This is a genomic window from Afipia sp. OHSU_II-C1 (genome assembly GCF_000497575.1).
GTDB lineage: Bacteria > Pseudomonadota > Alphaproteobacteria > Rhizobiales > Xanthobacteraceae > Afipia.
This window is the reverse complement of record NZ_APJI01000005.1, coordinates 18,016-31,092: the sequence shown is the minus strand read 5'-3', so window position 1 is coordinate 31,092 and position 13,077 is coordinate 18,016. Positions and strand designations below refer to the sequence as shown.

16 protein-coding genes and 1 pseudogene are annotated in these 13,077 nt (G+C 62.7%); 5 read left to right on the top strand and 12 right to left on the bottom strand.

Annotation, left to right across the window (positions count from 1 at the left end; translation table 11 throughout):
• Positions 1-17: 17 nt before the first annotated feature.
• Positions 18-938: a division plane positioning ATPase MipZ gene (locus I554_RS0104200; protein WP_024575094.1), complete on the bottom strand. Its 921-nt coding sequence runs from the start codon at positions 936-938 to the stop codon at positions 18-20.
• Positions 939-1,115: 177 nt separating this feature from the next.
• Between I554_RS0104200 and panC the strand changes: the two genes are divergently transcribed.
• Entirely contained in the window at positions 1,116-1,967 is an 852-nt protein-coding gene (gene panC, locus I554_RS0104195) for a pantoate--beta-alanine ligase (protein ID WP_024575093.1), read from the top strand.
• Between the two features lies 1 nt (position 1,968).
• Here panC and I554_RS0104190 read toward each other — a convergent pair whose 3' ends face one another.
• From I554_RS0104190 to I554_RS0104170, 5 genes are all read right to left on the bottom strand, one after another.
• Positions 1,969-2,406 carry a DUF1489 domain-containing protein gene (locus I554_RS0104190; protein WP_024575092.1) on the bottom strand — a complete coding sequence of 146 codons (438 nt, stop codon included), beginning with the start codon at positions 2,404-2,406 and terminating at the stop codon, positions 1,969-1,971.
• 56 nt (positions 2,407-2,462) lie between these two features.
• Positions 2,463-3,437 (bottom strand): hypothetical protein, encoded by a 975-nt coding sequence (locus I554_RS0104185; RefSeq protein WP_024575091.1) that lies wholly within the window; start codon positions 3,435-3,437, stop codon positions 2,463-2,465.
• Positions 3,438-3,507: 70 nt separating this feature from the next.
• Positions 3,508-3,699 carry a hypothetical protein gene (locus I554_RS0104180; RefSeq protein ID WP_006020957.1) on the bottom strand — a complete coding sequence of 64 codons (192 nt, stop codon included), beginning with the start codon at positions 3,697-3,699 and terminating at the stop codon, positions 3,508-3,510.
• A gap of 283 nt (positions 3,700-3,982) precedes the next feature.
• Positions 3,983-4,348 (bottom strand): YidB family protein, encoded by a 366-nt coding sequence (locus I554_RS0104175; protein WP_024575090.1) that lies wholly within the window; start codon positions 4,346-4,348, stop codon positions 3,983-3,985.
• Between the two features lie 15 nt (positions 4,349-4,363).
• The gene (locus tag I554_RS0104170; protein WP_024575089.1) at positions 4,364-5,020 is read right to left on the bottom strand and encodes a glutathione S-transferase family protein; all 657 of its coding nucleotides are present in this window, start codon (positions 5,018-5,020) and stop codon (positions 4,364-4,366) included.
• A gap of 139 nt (positions 5,021-5,159) precedes the next feature.
• On the opposite strand from I554_RS0104170, the gene I554_RS0104165 reads away from it, so the two are divergent.
• Both I554_RS0104165 and I554_RS0104160 read left to right on the top strand, forming a co-directional pair.
• Entirely contained in the window at positions 5,160-5,840 is a 681-nt protein-coding gene (locus I554_RS0104165) for a DUF599 domain-containing protein (RefSeq protein WP_024575088.1), read from the top strand.
• Positions 5,841-5,886: 46 nt separating this feature from the next.
• A complete protein-coding gene (locus tag I554_RS0104160) occupies positions 5,887-6,168 on the top strand; it encodes a DUF3253 domain-containing protein (protein ID WP_024575087.1) in 282 nt (93 codons plus the stop codon).
• Positions 6,169-6,200: 32 nt separating this feature from the next.
• Here I554_RS0104160 and I554_RS0104155 read toward each other — a convergent pair whose 3' ends face one another.
• The 5 genes from I554_RS0104155 to mgtE all read right to left on the bottom strand — a co-directional run bounded on the left by I554_RS0104155 (position 6,201) and on the right by mgtE (position 10,663).
• Entirely contained in the window at positions 6,201-7,007 is an 807-nt protein-coding gene (locus tag I554_RS0104155; protein WP_024575086.1) for a YdcF family protein, read from the bottom strand.
• Between the two features lie 44 nt (positions 7,008-7,051).
• Positions 7,052-7,870 (bottom strand): aldo/keto reductase, encoded by an 819-nt coding sequence (locus I554_RS0104150; protein ID WP_024575085.1) that lies wholly within the window; start codon positions 7,868-7,870, stop codon positions 7,052-7,054.
• A 101-nt stretch (positions 7,871-7,971) separates the two neighbouring features.
• Positions 7,972-8,283 carry a helix-turn-helix domain-containing protein gene (locus I554_RS0104145; RefSeq protein ID WP_024575084.1) on the bottom strand — a complete coding sequence of 104 codons (312 nt, stop codon included), beginning with the start codon at positions 8,281-8,283 and terminating at the stop codon, positions 7,972-7,974.
• A gap of 102 nt (positions 8,284-8,385) precedes the next feature.
• A complete protein-coding gene (locus I554_RS0104140; protein ID WP_244432708.1) occupies positions 8,386-9,006 on the bottom strand; it encodes a hypothetical protein in 621 nt (206 codons plus the stop codon).
• 226 nt (positions 9,007-9,232) lie between these two features.
• Positions 9,233-10,663, bottom strand: coding sequence for a magnesium transporter (mgtE, locus tag I554_RS0104135; protein ID WP_024575082.1), 1,431 nt, complete (start codon positions 10,661-10,663; stop codon positions 9,233-9,235).
• 157 nt (positions 10,664-10,820) lie between these two features.
• Between mgtE and I554_RS0104125 the strand changes: the two genes are divergently transcribed.
• Positions 10,821-11,600: a polysaccharide deacetylase family protein gene (locus I554_RS0104125; protein WP_024575081.1), complete on the top strand. Its 780-nt coding sequence runs from the start codon at positions 10,821-10,823 to the stop codon at positions 11,598-11,600.
• A gap of 76 nt (positions 11,601-11,676) precedes the next feature.
• Complete coding sequence (locus tag I554_RS0104120) at positions 11,677-12,825, top strand: polysaccharide deacetylase family protein (protein WP_024575080.1); 1,149 nt, start codon at positions 11,677-11,679, stop codon at positions 12,823-12,825.
• Here I554_RS0104120 and I554_RS26220 read toward each other — a convergent pair.
• Positions 12,758-12,978, bottom strand: a pseudogene (locus tag I554_RS26220) (SUMF1/EgtB/PvdO family nonheme iron enzyme); the annotation flags it as partial. The gene I554_RS0104120 and the pseudogene I554_RS26220 overlap by 68 nt on opposite strands.
• Positions 12,979-13,077 lie beyond the last annotated feature (99 nt).

The window sequence follows — 13,077 nt, the reverse complement described above, 5'->3', positions numbered from 1 at the left end:
GGCGCAACGCCTCGAAATTAGGCTGTAAGCCCGTGATTTTCCAGCGGACGGTCCACCTGGGCGAACCATTCGGCACGGGTCGCGGCCCGGCGGCGGCCTCGCTCGTCGATCGGAAGCTTCAGGTGGCGCAACAGGCCGGTCACCTCCTCCCGGGCGGTCACATGGGCCATGTTCGGGCGGGTGCCCAGGGTCGCCTCATCCAGATCGTCGAGTGCGGTCAGGCCGCGCGGGAAGAACTCGCGATAGACCACGCGTTCGGCGAAGCCGTCGACCGGTCTGAAACCCAATCGGAACGAGAGCTGGTCGAGCCCCTCCGCGATCAGTTGCTTGTTGCGCGATCCAAGCATCGACAACCGGTTCCGGACAACGATCCAGTCGGTGCTGGCGCCGTCGAGGTCGCGGCGCTGCTTGCGCGCAACCTTCACCATGGTTGCGTAGTGGCTTTCGCCGATCACGGAATAGGTCGCCGGATCAACCGAACCAAGAACGTCGAAATCGAGGAAACTGTCGTTGATTGGCGTGACCAGCGTATCGGCCATCGAGTGTGCCAGACGCATCAGGTAGCTGTCGGTCCCCGGCGTATCGATGACGATGAAATCGTAGGTCCGCTCCACCGCGCTGACCGCGGCGGCGAACTGCTCGAACTCCGACATCTCGTTCTCGCCGATCTGCATGCTGGAGCCCAGGGCAACGCAGCAGTGGTGCGGCAGTTCGAGGGACAGGCCCGTGCGCTGGGCCCACGCCCGGCGATTCTCGATGTAGCGGGTGAAACTCTTCTGACGGGAGTCGAGATCGATGGTGGCAACGCGCTGCCCGGCCTTGAGCAAGGCAACGGCGACGTGAAGCGCCGTGGTGGACTTCCCCGACCCGCCCTTCTCGTTGCCCAGCACGACGACATGCGCCGACCCGGATTGCCCCTGACTCGTCTGCAAAAGCATACGTGAACCCCTGTGGATATCTTCGGCCAAGTCCAGAAAGAATCAAGTAAAATTCGAATGGACCCTACTTCATGATGAATCGGCGGGTCCGGGCGTGGGCTACCGGTGGTCGTTGGCTCGCACCGCCAGCTTTGTTAAGACTGCGCCCCGATCACCCGCTTCCAGACATCGGCACGAATGACCCGCTCCCCCATCATCGCACGTTCGCTTTCATCCCTTCATCGCGCGCGCGCCGAGCTCGGCAAACGCAATGCGACTCTCGCCCTCGTGCCGACCATGGGTGCGCTCCATGACGGCCATGTGTCGCTGGTTCGTCTTGCCAAACGCCGTGCACAGAAGGTCGCCGTGTCGATCTTCGTGAACCCCACGCAGTTCGCGGCGCATGAAGATCTCGGCTCCTATCCGCGCACATGGAAGGAAGACCTCGCGCGTCTCAAGGCAGAGGGTGTCGATCTGATCTGGAATCCGGATGTGAAGACGATGTATCCGGACGGCTTCGCAACCAGAGTTGCGCCGGAAGGCCCGGCACTGGCGGGGCTCGAGGATAAATTCCGTCCGCATTTCTTCGGCGGTGTCGCCACCGTTGTCGCCAAACTGTTCACACAGGTGCGCCCGGACATGGCGCTGTTCGGCGAAAAGGATTTTCAGCAGCTCAAGGTGGTCACGCGCATGGCGCGCGATCTCGATCTCGGGGTGAAGGTGATCGGCGGCGCGATCATCCGCGAACGAGACGGCCTCGCGATGTCGTCGCGCAACGTCTACCTGTCACCCGACCAGCGCAGCACCGCGACCGTGCTGTTTCGCACACTCAAGGCTACGGCGAAGCGGATGCGGGACGGTGACAGCTTCAAGGCAGCGCTGTCCGACGGCGCCGATCTCATTCGTCAGGCCGGCTTTGCGCTCGACTATCTCGAGGCGCGGCACGCGGAAACGCTCGCACCGGTTTCATCGTTTGACGATGGACCGGTGCGGCTGCTGGTGGCCGCGAAAATCGGAACGACCCGGCTGATCGATAACATCAAGGCGTAGCTTACAGCAGGCCCAGTTCGCGCAGTTCGCGCCGCAGCGGCTCTGGCATTGCGGCGACGCCGGCAGCGGCCTTGCCCAGATCGGGCGGCGCGCTTTTCGGATCGAGATAGCGCCAGCCCTGAAACGGGCGCATCGGCCGCGGCGACACGGCAATCAGCTTGGGCTCCATCACGAGGCGGCATCGTCCGATGCCGTCCTTGTCGCGGAACGGCTCGATGCCGAGGATCTTCTCACGCGCGGCGATCTCGCCCTTGATCACCCAGTAGATCGATCCGCCATCGAGCAGTTCGTCAACGCGCTTGGGCGACATCCGGGTGACGTGGATATGGCGCGCTGGCTGGCCCTTCGCCTTGGCCTGCTTCACGCGTTCGGCAATCCAGCCCCGAAGATCCTTGATGGACGTGGCACCGACGCTGAGCTTGACGAGATGAAGCGGCATATTCGGAATCGCCGGCGCGATGCCAGGACATCGCGCTTCAGGTGAAAGAAGAGCGATCAGTTATCATCGCTCTCCTTGGGAGGCGCAAGCTGCACGGGAGCTTGTGCACGCGATTTCTGTGGCTGTGGCGCGGCCTTTTTCGCAGCAGCCGGCGCCGGCTGGGGATTGATGACCGCGCCCGGGACGTTACGAAAGGCTGGTGCGGCTGCGGGCTCCGACGAGCGCGGAGCGGCTTGAGCACCCTGCGCAGACGGCTCAGGCGTCATGATGTTGATCGGAGGAATCGAGGCCGCACTCGGGAAATCGCCCGACACCGGCCTGCCCGGCAGCGGTGCCGTGCCAAGCGCCGCGATAGGAGCCGTCCCCGCACCGGCTACAGCGGCAGGCGGTGCGTTCCACGCGGCGGCATAGCGGCCGACAAAGCCGTCGTAGAGGTTTTCACTCATGTTGGATGAGATCTGACCCGAGTTGGTCAGGGACTGGAAGAAGGGGCACGGCGCCGAGAGCGAGCATCCCTCCCGCGTCTTGAGCACCTGCGCGACCAGTCCGTAACGGTCGCGTTCGATCGTCCGCCTCAGGGTATTGAGTTCGGGCGTCATGACCTTGTTGGCAGCAGCGACATTGCCGAAAGCGGCCAGCCGCGTGATCTGGCCGGCGGTATAGGACACGCCGGCGGCAACGGAATCGGCCGAGGCAAACAGCGCCTTTTCGCAAGCCGCCTCGACGCTCTCCCCGGCAAGCCCGTCGAGACAGGCCAGGGCCGGCAGCGATGCTCCGGATTGAATGGAGAACTTGAGATCGCCGGGCGAACCGCCGCTCACGCCGGATGCGCGCATCATGGTGGTGACCGCGATGCCGATGGCCAGCAAAGTGATGACGGTGAGCGCGCCGTTCGCGACCGATCGCTCAGCGCGAAACAGCGTGACCAGCAGGACAATCGCAAAGAAGCCCACTGCGGCAATGGTCAGCCACATCGGCAAGCTCTGCGAATGCCAAAAGTTCTCGATCGACGTGGCCCAGGCCCGGTTCATGCAAGGTCCCCTTCACAACGAACCAGACCAAGCCTTGCAACCGCGGCGAAATTCCGTCAGGCCGAATTGATCAGGCGACGGCGAGCTGGCTTTCCTTGGCCACGCGCTCAAAGGCCTCGGTCGAGCTCTTGATACGGTACTGGCAGTCGTCACCGTCTGTCGGCAGGAGGCGGATCACCTCGTAGGTTCCGCTCGCAGCGGGCCGCGCCACGTTGCTTGCCGTGAAATAGACAGTCTCTCCGACGATGTACTTGTGCTTCAACACTCTGCTCCATCACGCGATACGCGCATTTTGGCGGCCTGCCGTTATCCGGCAGAGCCAGTTTGACGCCCGGCAGGTGTATAGCACGTGGAGCCCCCATTTGCCAGATAAACCAGCACATGGGTAACGACGAAATAGCTATTATTTATCAATATCTTGGTCGTGTTTCGAGGGCCTTGCGCGAGCAACAAGGCAGGGTCCAGCCGGGTGCAACGCCGCAATTTTGCCATATCGGCGCAGCGAAACGATTCCCGGGCAAGTTCAGTGCGTTAGCAACGCAAGCTTACGCCGTGACCGGCAACGTCCCTTCAGGACTTGCCCGGTCGACGGCCGCCGGCAAAACCTGTGCGAGAACTGTCGAAAGCTGGTCCACCGGAATACCGAAACGGACCGCAAGTTGCCTCACCAGATCGTTGCCCAACACCTCCTGGAGCTGCTGTGCGCTCACCGGCGGGTTCTGGCCAGTGCCGATCCAGGACTTCACCTGATCGCCCAGCCCGGCCTGCTCGAGCCTGGCCACGATCGCGGACAGCCCGCCCTGGCGATCGCTGCCGAGCACCTCACTGAGGACCACCGGAATGACGGTCTGGTCGAGTTCGCTTGCCGCGCGCGCCGCCATCACGCTGGTCAGCATGTCGAGAATTCCCATGGCGCACTCCCCGGCTCAATCGGTCTCAAATCTTTCGATCATCAGCGTTTCGGCCAGCGCCGCATCGGTCCATTCCCGGAAAGCCGCATCCGCCAGCATTGTGTCCATATAGTCGCGGACCGGCGGCGTTACATCGATGGCGTAGGTTCGAAAGCGATGGACCACCGGCGCAAACATTGCGTCCGCGCCAGTGAAAGCGCCGAACAGGTAGGGCCCCTGCCCGCCATACCGGGCCCGGCACTCGGTCCAGATCTGCTGGATGCGCGCGATATTCGCCTTGGCGTCGTCGGACAGCGGCTTTGAATGGATCGGGCGATGAATGTTCATGCCGCATTCGTTGCGAAGCGGCATGAAGCCCGAATGCATCTCCGCCGAGATCGAGCGTGCGTGAGCGCGGGCAGCGACATCCTGCGGCCACAGACGCGCATCGGGGTAGCGCTCCGCGGCGTACTCGATGATCGCAAGCGAATCCCAGACCGTGATCTCGCCATCGACCAGCGCCGGCACCTTGCCCGACCGGGTGACATTCAGAATGCGCTGCTTGTCCGCATCGCCGGTGTAGAGCGGAATGACGATCTCGTCGAAAGCGATTCCGGCACCTTTCAGCGCCATCCACGGCCGCATCGACCACGAGGAGTAGTTCTTGTTTCCAATAACGAGCGTCAAGGCCATCGATTGAGTTCTCCTGCGAGGCGACCTTGCCATGCCCGGCGCGCGACAGGCAACCGGCCCATCAAAGCAGCCGAAACCGCTTCGCACTTGTCCGGTTCATGCTCTATCGTGGCAACGGTTCCTCGGAAGGCATCGAATCGTGAACCTGTTTGCAACTGCCGACCTCGTGGCGATCGCGTTCTTCGTTCTAGCGTGGATGGTCTATGCGATCACGCTCGAGCGTACCGCGCATGGACGCAACAGCCTGAACGCCCGCATGAGCATCTATCGCGAGGTGTGGGTGCGGCGCATCCTCGACCGTGAGGCACGGATGGTCGACATGCAGATCATGGCCTCGTTGCAAAACGGCACGGCCTTCTTCGCATCCACCACGTTGCTGGCTATCGGCGGCGGACTGACGCTGCTGCGATCGACCGAAGAGGCCATGTCGGTGCTCTCTACGCTGCCGCTCGGCATCCGAAGCTCTCCTGCGCTCTGGGAGATCAAATGCGTCGGGCTGATCGTGATCTTCGTCTATGCGTTCTTCAAATTCTCCTGGGCCTATCGACTGTTCAATTACGTCGCCATCCTGCTCGGCGCTATGCCGTTTGCCGAGAAGCGAGATACGCCCGAAGCGCAATCGCATGTGATGCGGACCACAAAACTGTTCCAGTCAGCGGGCCGGCACTTCAATCGCGGCCAGCGCGCCTTTCTGTTTGCGCTAGGCTATCTCGGATGGTTCATCAGCCCATGGGTCCTGATCGCAACCACGTTGGCCATTGTGGTCGTGATATGGCGCCGCCAGTTCGATTCCGACGCCTATCGCGCAATGTCGAAATAGTTCCTGCACCTGTGTGCTTGCCGCACGGGTTCAGATGCGTCATGGCATGGTCATGACCAATTCCGATTCGAAAGTTCTCGATAACGTATCGCTCGACGACGCCATTCTCGGCGTGCTGGCGCGTGCCGATGCCAAGACCCTCAGTGCGCCGGAGATTGCACACGCCATCGCGGCCGGAGACGATTGGCATGACTTGCTGGTCCCGATCAGGAGGTCCGCCGTGGCGCTCGCGCAGGCCGGCCGCCTTGTGATTTATCGCAAGGGCAAGCCGGCAGACCCGAACGATTTTCGCGGCGTCTATCGTCTCGGCCTGCCACGGCATGACTGAAGTTCTTTGGCCCTTCGGGCCGGGATCGTGCCCTAGTTGACCCTGCGCGGTCCCGGAAACAGTTCGCTGCTGCGCCCTGTCACCCAATAGGCAATCAGTCCGATCCACTCGTGGACGGCGACATCGGTGCGGGCAAGACCAGCGCTCAGGTTCATGGAAAACTCCGTCGCATCGCGCCAACCGCGCGTGCGCCAGTCCACCGGATAGGCTTCGACGTCGAAGCCGGCCTTCCGGAACGCTCCGATGGAGCGCGGCATATGGAAGGCCGATGTCACCAGCAGCCACCGCTCGCCGGACTTCGGCGAAACCAGATCGCGGGTAAAGGTTGCGTTCTCGTCCGTTGTCCGCGACTGGCTCTCGAGCACGATGCGCTGGCGCGCCGTTCCGAAATCTTCCAGCAGGTCTCCCGCAATCGGCGCCTCCGGAACCGGCGTCTCGATCAGGTTGGCGCTGCCTCCGCTGAACACGATGCGCGCTGACGGATAGCGGCGGGCCAGTTGCAGCATGGCCACGATCCGCTCGCTGGCGGCGTCCATTTCGAGCGAGCCCCGCGCCTGGCTGCGCTCAGGGTCGATCGCCCCGCCGAGGACAATGATCCCGTCAGGCGCGCGCCCGGCGGCGCTCCAGGCCGGGAAGCGCTCGCTGAGCGGAAGCATCAACACATTGCAGAGCGGCGAATATCCCAGCACCAGCAACGATACGACGCCGACTGCAAGAATACGCGATCCGGCCTTGCGAAATCGCGTCGTCAGCAGCAGCGCACCGAGCGCGCAAAGTATCGCGACCGTGTTGGACGGTACGACAAAGAAGCCGAGTATCTTGGAGATCGAAAAGAACATGATCGCCCTGAATGGGCGATCCCCGCGGCAAGATCAAGCCACACTCAATCCCATCTGGGTGCGAAACCGAAATCGGTGATGCGGCCGCCGCGCGTCCCCATCGCGAAGATCTCGCCCATTTCCTCGTCGGTGAGATTGAAATCGAAGACGTCGAGATTTTCCGACAGCCGCTCAACCTTGGACGTGCGCGGGATGGCGACCACGTTCTGCTGGACCAGCCAGCGCAAGCAGACCTGCGCCGCGCTCTTGCCGTAACGCGCGCCGATGCGATTCAGCGCCTCCGCGTTCTTGACGCGCCCCTTCGCCACAGGACTGTACGCGACCAGCGCGAGCCCGTTGTCACGGCAAGCCGTCAGCACCTTGTTCTGTTCGAGATACGGATGATACTCGACCTGATTGCAAACCAGCGGCGCCGCGGACTTCGCCACCGCCTCCTCGATCAGCGCCACCGTGAAATTCGACACACCGATGTGACGTGTGAGACCCAGCTTTTGCGCCTCCACAAGTCCGCCGAGTGTTTCTTCCAGCGGAACCTGGGGATTGGGCCAATGCAGCAAAAGCAGATCGACTTCGGTCATGCGCAAACGCGCAAGGCTTTCCTTGGTCGAGCGCAGCAGGTCGTTCGGCGCGAAATGCGTGGTCCAAACCTTGGTGGTCACGAACACGTCGGCGCGTTTGACGCCGGAGGCACGCACGCCCTCGCCGACCTCGCGTTCGTTCTCGTAGATCTGTGCCGTATCGATATGGCGATAGCCGAGCCGAAGCGCCTGCTCGACAACACGCGCGCAGAGACGGTCGCGCAGTTCCCAGGTCCCGAGGCCCATTACCGGAATGTTGGCGCCGTTCGCTTCAACGGTGTGCATCTCGTGCCTCAGCGTCGTTCCTGAATGCCGGAAAGCGCACCATCCTGAACCGCGCAGGCCACATTGCCAAGAATAGGCGGGCGGAAATGAATCATCCCCGGTCAGGATCGCCGCGCGAGTGCGGCAAAAACCATATCAGGCTCATGCGCGATCACGGTCAGCAGCGCGCGCGCAGGACCACGCGGCGAGCGCTTGCCCTGCTCCCAGTTGCGGATGGTTTCGAGTGGTACGCCGAGGCGCGAGGCAAACTCGGCTTGCGTCAGTTTTGCGCGAAGGCGCAGATCGCGCACGACCGGCGCTGCGGCGGCCCTGGGCGTTGGCTCATTGCCCCGCATGTCAGGCACCAGCGGGGCTTCCCGCCCATCCAGCACCTCGACAATCCGTCCGTCTGCCTTCAGCCGTAGCCGTTGCATGTGACACCTCCGCAGCCGGAGGGTCGGCCCAACATGGTTAATCGCAGGTTAACGAAAAACCGTCCGGAAAGCCGATATTTCCGGACGGTCTCTTTCTTCAGGTCAGCGCATCCGTGCGTTGGCTTCGCGCCACGACCGGCGGCCGCCACCGTGAGCAAAGCGCAGGCCCATCTCACGGCCACCCGCCTCGTCATAGGAAATGTGGATATGCTGCACGCGTCCGGAGTCGGTCGAGTAACCGCCGCTCCAGCCCTTGAGCTGTGCGTAGATGCAGCCGTAAGGACCGCGCACGTCCACCGCCTTGCCCTGCGCGTGCAGCGACATCCGCCGCGTGCCCGCGATGCGCGTGTGACGAATGCCCGAGATCGCATGCGTTCCGGGGCAAGCCGCCTGGATCGATGCCAGCTTGGCTGCGAGCGGACCGACGAGACCGGTGGAGTACCCTTCCGATGCGTGGGATGCGCGTTCGGCAACCGCACGCGGCGCCGGCTCGGAGTTACGCTGCGCACGCTCTAGCGCCCGCTGTTGTCGCCTGCTCAGGCGAGGCGATGCAGCCGGCTGCATCATGGAAAATGCCGGCTCGGCTCTGCGCTGATGACGCTGACGTGCGTGAACGGGATTGTCGACACCGATGCAAGGCATGGTGATATTGCATTCGGGCGACACGGCCGGTGTGCGAACACGCGCTTCGGCCACAGACGACAACGCGCAAAGCGCCGCCACGGCGGAGATCGTTCGTATCAAAATTTTTAGCTCCGGATGATTTTGGCGTGATGGACGGTCGCGTGCGACAACGTCACGTTCGCCTAAGATTCAAAGAGGCCGCTAAAATATCGATGTTTTGCGGCCTGCGATGACTTGGTTTTATTGCGGCAGGTGGCGAGAATGAGGCGCTGGTGTGCGCATGGACCCATGCAAACGCAGGGAGCCTATGCCGAAACAGGCAGCGTTAACTTTTGAGGCCGAACCACATCGTGGCGATACCAAGAAACGCGAAGAAACCGACGATGTCGGTGACGGTCGTCACGAAGGTGCCCGACGCCACCGCCGGATCTGCACGCAAGCGCTGAAGCGCCATCGGAATCAGAATGCCGCCCAGTGCGCCGGCCACAAGATTGCAGATCATCGCGAGGCCGATGACGATGCCGAGCCCCGGCGTCTTGAACCACACCGCCGCCGCAACGCCGGTGATGGCCGCAAATGCCAGTCCATTCACCAGACCGACGAGACCTTCACGCATCACCACGCGCCAGGCATTGCTTGAACCCAGTTCGCGGGTGGCGAGCGCGCGCACCGCGACGGTCATCGTCTGGGTCGCGGCGTTGCCGCCCTGACTGGCCACGATCGGCGCAAGCACCGCAAGCGCAACCATCTTCTGCAATTCGCCCTCGAACAGGCCGAGCACCGCCGACGCAAGAAACGCGGTGGCCAGGTTGACCAGCAGCCAGTTGAACCGGCTCTTGGCGATGGTCCACACCGAGTCCGACAGTTCTTCGTCAGGAGCAACGCCGCCCAGCGCCTTGATGTTTTCGTCGGCCTCCTCCTCGATCACGTCGACAACGTCGTCGATGGTGATGACGCCGACGAGACGGTCGTCGATATCGGTCACCGGAGCCGCGACCAGATTGTACTTGCCGAACATGCGCGCCACTTCGGCGATATCTTCGTGATCCGGCACCCGGCGGCGGTCCTCGTCGGCCAGATCCATGATCGGCCCCGGACGACGGGCCCGCAAAAGCGCATCGAGAGGCACCGCGCCCTTCAGGCGCTTGTCCTTGTCCACAACATAGATTTCGTAGAACCGGTCCGGCAGCCCCGGTGTATCGCGCATGTATTCGATGGCCTGCAGCGCGGTCCAGCTGTCCGGCACGGCAATGCATTCCGTCTGCATGCGGCGACCGGCGGAATTTTCGGGATAATGGAAGCTGCGCTCCAGCGCGACGCGCTCGGACTGCGGCAGCTTTTCGAGAATCTCCTCCTTGTCTTCCTCGTCCAGGTCCTGGAGCAGTTCGACGGCGTCGTCGGAGTCCAGTTCTCGGACGCCTTCGGCGACCGTTTCCGGCTCCAGTTCCTCGAGGATTTCCTCTCGAACCGTGTCATCGACCTCGTTGAGGGCCGAGAAGTCGAAGGCCGCGCCGGTCAGTTCCACCAGCCGAGGCCTCAGATCGGGCTCCAGCGCCTCGACCAGATCGCCGAGATCAGCCTCGTGGAGTTCAGCGACGACCTTCCGCAGGAACGCGGAATCGCCCTGTTCAACCGCATCCGCGATCATCCCGACGAACCGGGGACGAATTTCGCCGTCTTCGGCCCTCATGGGATAGTGGTCCAGCACGGAATCGTGAGCGGCGTCCGCCTCGGCAAGGTCTTGTTGATCGGCCATGCCGTGCCTCACTGATTCAATGGAGGTCTGCTGATTTGCGTATGCGTTTCAGGCAATACCCAATCGACACCGCCGCGCGCAATGATAAATGTGCGGCGCGCGAAATCCGTATCTTGCAGAACGATGCGGACGCGAACCATCACACTCCGGATTTGTCATGACTGTGTTAAGGGCCGCACTGCTCTCCTTTGTCGCGTCGGTTTCGATCGCCAGCGCCGCGGAGTGCCCGCGCAAGGACGCGCTCGGCACCTCTCGTGTCATGACGGTCGACCCGCAGGCATTTCCCCGCGTCGGCCTCAAGAGCTTCCCGCAAACCCTGCCGCTGGCTGACAAGGAAGTCGCCCTGACATTCGATGACGGCCCGTTCCCCGCGACCACAACGAAAGTCCTGGCCGCACTGGCCGACGAATGCGTGCTGGCCACGTTTTTCCTGATTGGCAGAAACGCGGAGGCCAACCCGGCCATTGTCAAAAGGATTGCGGCCGCCGGCCACAGCATCGGCCATCACACCTGGTCCCATCAGCCGCTCGACAAGATCGGCCAGCAACGTGCGCTGGAGGAAATCGATCGCGGGATCGCCGCCGACGAGAAAGCCCTGCATGGCGTGGCAACATCCGTACCCTCGACACCCTTCTTCCGCTTTCCCGGCTTTGCTTCGACCCCCGCCCTGCTGAGCAGCCTTCAATCACGCGGGATCGCGGTTTTCGGTGCCGACCTTTGGGCCAGCGACTGGAATCCGATGACTCCGGAGCAGCAGTTGAACCTCATCATCGAACGGCTCGACTACGAGGGAAATGGAATCATCCTTTTCCATGACACCAAGGCCCAGACCGCCAAAATGTTGCCCGCGTTTCTGCAGTACCTCCGGCGCAACGGCTACAAGGTCGTTCATCTGGTCGGTCCCCGACCGATCAAGAGTTCGTCGAATGACCGATAGGAATACCCGCCGGATTAAGCATGCGTTCACGGCCCCGGCGTTAAGCACGACGATCTCGCGTCACAACGGATTGTCCATGCGCCGAACCGCCAGCGGAACCTGCACTGCGCTCCTCGCAGCGCTCGGCCTGTCCTTGGCTGCCGCTTCGTTTGGAGCCACCGTTGCCCATGCGGCCGAGTGCAACGGCAGGCACGATGCGCTCGGCACCTCGCGCACCATCGTGGTGGATCCGAAGGAGCATCCGCGGATCGGCACCATGCAATACGGCGAGACGCTTCCCCTCGAAGATCATGAGGTGGCTCTGACCTTCGACGACGGCCCGCTGCCGGCTCATACCAATGCCATCCTCGACATCCTTGCGTCTGAGTGCGTCAAGGCGACGTTCTTCATCGTCGGCCGCATGGCCAAGGAATTCCCGCAGGATGTGCGCCGCGTTCACGATGCCGGGCACACCGTCGGCACCCACAGCGAGAACCATCCGACGTTCTTCGGCAAATTACCGCCCGAGCGCATGAGGGCCGAAATCGACGACGGCATCGCCCACGTCTCGGCCGCCCTCGCCGATCCTTCGCAACTCGCGCCGTTCTTCCGGATTCCAGGTCTGCGCCGCGGCGATCTGCTCGAAGCCGAACTCAGCAAGCGGGGCCTCATGACATGGAGCGCCGATTTCCCCGCCGACGATTGGCGGCACATTTCCTCAACGCAGGTCGTCAACTATGCGCTGTCCCGGCTCGAGGCGAAGGGAAAAGGTGTCCTGCTGTTGCACGACATTCAGGCGCGGACACAAGCCGCATTGCCTGTGATCCTTCGCGAGTTGAAGACGCGCGGCTATCGCGTCGTCCAAGTCGTCCCTGCGACGCCTGAACGGCCCAGGACCGTCACAAGCCCTGCACAATGGGTACCGTACTGGATTCATGGCCCGGCTATCGCAGCAAAGCCTCCGAGCGGCTTCATGTTCGGTGCAGTGGAAACACCGGCTCGCGACGCCTCGCGTTCAGTGCGCTCGGTCTGGCTGGGACGGCAGAAAGCGGCCTCGCGAGCATCCGCAATCCTGCTGCGGCAACCCGCCGAACTGTCGTTTCACAAACGGGCGGCACACACGGACATCTCGGCAGCAAGCAAACCGCACAGTGTGGCGCGGCTGCCCGGCAGCGCGCCGCATACAGCATATGCGGCAATGCGCCGGGATAGTCTTTGGGGTCTGGAGAAACCTCCGCGACGGTGACGTGACCGGTGGCCTTCACAAACTCCTTGAACTGCCGGTAACCGGCGTCCTGTCCATCCAGAAACCATCGATAGTAACGCGATGGGCGGGGGCTTCTTCGGAGTAGTGGTTGTCCGACCCCATGCGAAAGATGCCGCCTGGAATCCAGATCATCCCGTCCGTTCGCAGATCGTCCGCAACCCGATTTGAGAGTTCTCACCGCAACGGTCGGTCTCATTTGTTCGGTGGGCGGATGGCAGATGGCGGCGCTCT